Annotated in this window: 1 protein-coding gene; it reads left to right on the top strand. The window is 53.6% G+C overall.

The window, feature by feature from the left end; translation table 11 throughout:
- Positions 1–655, top strand: a 655-nt coding sequence (locus KUC_RS18980; protein ID WP_040481828.1) for a cache domain-containing protein, incomplete at both ends; no start/stop codon positions are given.

A 655-nucleotide genomic window follows, 5' to 3' on the forward strand; every position in this document is an offset into this window, starting at 1 on the left:
GAGAACCGCCAAACGATTGAGAACGAACGCCGCGATAGCATTCAGTACGTGGTGGAAAGTGTGCATGGCCAGCTTACAGCCCTGCAAGAACGGGTCGCCGCCGGTGAGCTCAGCCTTGAAGAAGCCCAGCAGCGTGCCATCGATAATATGTCTAGCGTCAGTTTTGGCGGCGGAGAATATATTTTCTCCTTCGATGACGAGCTAAAGATTGTTTCCCACCCCAACCGCCCCCGTGGTGAAGACATGAGCGCTTACCAGGATGCTAGCGGTATGGATCTTTACGCCGCTTTCCGAGAGGCAGCCAAAGCCGGTGGTGGGCACGTTGACTACTTCTCCCGTCGTATTACTGGCGATGAACAGGTACCGAAAATCAGTTACGTGGCCTATCTTCCCGAGTGGCAGTGGTCACTCGCAGCGGGCGTTTATGTCGACGATATTAATGAAGCCTTTATTGCCGGTTTGATTCGTTCGGTAGTGATTCTGTTGATCATTGGCCTTCCGGTAACGCTGCTGATGGGCTGGGTTATTCGTGATGTCGCACGCAGGCTAGGTGGCGACCCACGCTATGCAGCTAGCGTAGTACGCCATATTGCTGATGGGGACTTGACCCAAACCACCCTGCTTTCGGCGAAAGATCAGCAAAGCTTACTGTTTG

This window comes from Vreelandella boliviensis LC1 (genome assembly GCF_000236035.1).
Lineage (GTDB): Bacteria > Pseudomonadota > Gammaproteobacteria > Pseudomonadales > Halomonadaceae > Vreelandella > Vreelandella boliviensis.